This is a genomic window from Marinospirillum sp. (assembly GCF_014859565.1).
The window spans coordinates 1-1382 of record NZ_JACUUA010000441.1 but is presented as its reverse complement, the minus strand read 5'-3'; the positions used below and the strand labels follow the sequence as shown (position 1 = coordinate 1382).

Annotated in this window: 3 protein-coding genes; 2 read left to right on the top strand and 1 reads right to left on the bottom strand. The window is 53.3% G+C overall.

Annotation, left to right across the window (positions count from 1 at the left end):
- The coding region (locus IBX50_RS20595; protein WP_292258304.1) for an ATP-dependent helicase C-terminal domain-containing protein at positions 1-261 on the top strand (261 nt) is incomplete at its 5' end.
- Positions 262-324: 63 nt separating this feature from the next.
- Positions 325-984: a guanylate kinase gene (gene gmk / locus IBX50_RS20590; protein ID WP_292258302.1), complete on the top strand. Its 660-nt coding sequence runs from the start codon at positions 325-327 to the stop codon at positions 982-984.
- Positions 985-1073: 89 nt separating this feature from the next.
- On the opposite strand, the gene IBX50_RS20585 is transcribed toward gmk, so the two are convergent.
- Positions 1074-1319 (bottom strand): transposase, encoded by a 246-nt coding sequence (locus IBX50_RS20585; RefSeq protein ID WP_292258306.1) that lies wholly within the window; start codon positions 1317-1319, stop codon positions 1074-1076.
- Between the last annotated feature and the right edge of the window lie 63 nt (positions 1320-1382).

The window sequence follows — 1382 nt, the reverse complement described above, 5'->3', positions numbered from 1 at the left end:
CTGCAGGAGTTGTTCGGGCAGACAGAAACTCCCAGACTGGTTGATGGTCGGGTACCGGTGCTGATTCATCTTTTGTCACCGGCTCGCCGTCCGGTGCAGGTGACACGGGATCTGGCAGGTTTTTGGGCAAAAACCTACTTTGAGGTGCGCAAGGATCTCAAAGGCCGTTATCCCCGCCACCCCTGGCCGGATGATCCGTTGCAGGCCATACCCACCGCAAAAACACAGCGTCATACACAAAAATTGGCTGATTCACGCTGATGCTTAAAAAACCAGTGGTAAACTGAGCGCCATTTTTATTGATACGAGTTCAGGGAGTCCGACATGACAGAATCAACACCAAAACAGCCAAAAGGCCGTTTGTATATTCTCTCCGCCCCATCCGGTGCGGGTAAAACCAGTCTGGTAGCGGCCTTGCTGCAACAAGTACCACTGCTGGAAGTGTCGGTATCCCATACTACCCGTGCCCCAAGACCCGGTGAGCAGGATGGCGTGAACTATCACTTTGTCGACAAGGAAGCATTTCAGCTGTTGCAGCAGCAAGGCGCTTTTTTTGAATCAGCCGAGGTATTTGGCAATTTTTACGGCACTTCACAACAAGCGGTTGAAGCGCGTCTGGCTGCGGGTGTGGATGTGATTCTGGAAATTGACTGGCAGGGTGCTCAGCAGGTGCGCAAAAAAATGCCGGATGCGATTGGTGTGTTTATTCTGCCGCCCTCTCAGCAGGCGCTGCGTGAGCGTCTGAATGCCCGTGGGCAGGATTCAGCAGAAATCATAGAAGGCCGGATGCAGCAGGCGATCAGTGAAATGAGCCATTATCCCGAATATGACTATCTGGTGATCAATGATGATTTTGCTCAGGCGCTGGAAGAACTGAAGGCCATTTTTATGGCGAGACGTCTGGAGCTGGTTACCCAGCAGCAGTGTTGTGCAGAGCTGCTGGCGGATCTGGTTCCTGCAAACGCCCAAGGCCATCGAGCTTAATTGATTTCCAGTCGTTTGAGCAACGACTTATTGTGCCAGCCGGTCGTAGAGAAAAGTGGCTTAAGTCGGCTTTTGACATCCTCCCCGCCCTAAAGGGCGGGGATTCCCTCTGCAGGACGCTCATGCCCGAGCGTGAGAAGGTTCTTGGCAGCGTTAACGTCGCGGTCGTGCGTGGCACCACACGCACTGCAAGTCCATTCTCTGATTCCAAGGCCTGCGAGTCCTTTCGGACTTGAATCGGGGCGTGAGCCACAATTCGAGCAGGTCTGGGTGGTGTAGGCTTCATTCACTTCTTTGAAAACAATGCCTGCGTGATCGCATTTGTATTCCAGCATTGTTTTCAAGTGACTGCTCCCCGCCCTAAGCGCTAAAGCGCCACGGGCGAGGCTTCCAACTTC

What these genes read in the sequence shown, in the direction of transcription:
- gmk (WP_292258302.1), top strand. Translation starts at nt 325, where the DNA reads ATGACAGAATCAACACCAAAACAGCCAAAAGGCCGTTTGTATATTCTC.
- IBX50_RS20585 (WP_292258306.1), bottom strand. Translation starts at nt 1,319, where the DNA reads ATGCTGGAATACAAATGCGATCACGCAGGCATTGTTTTCAAAGAAGTG.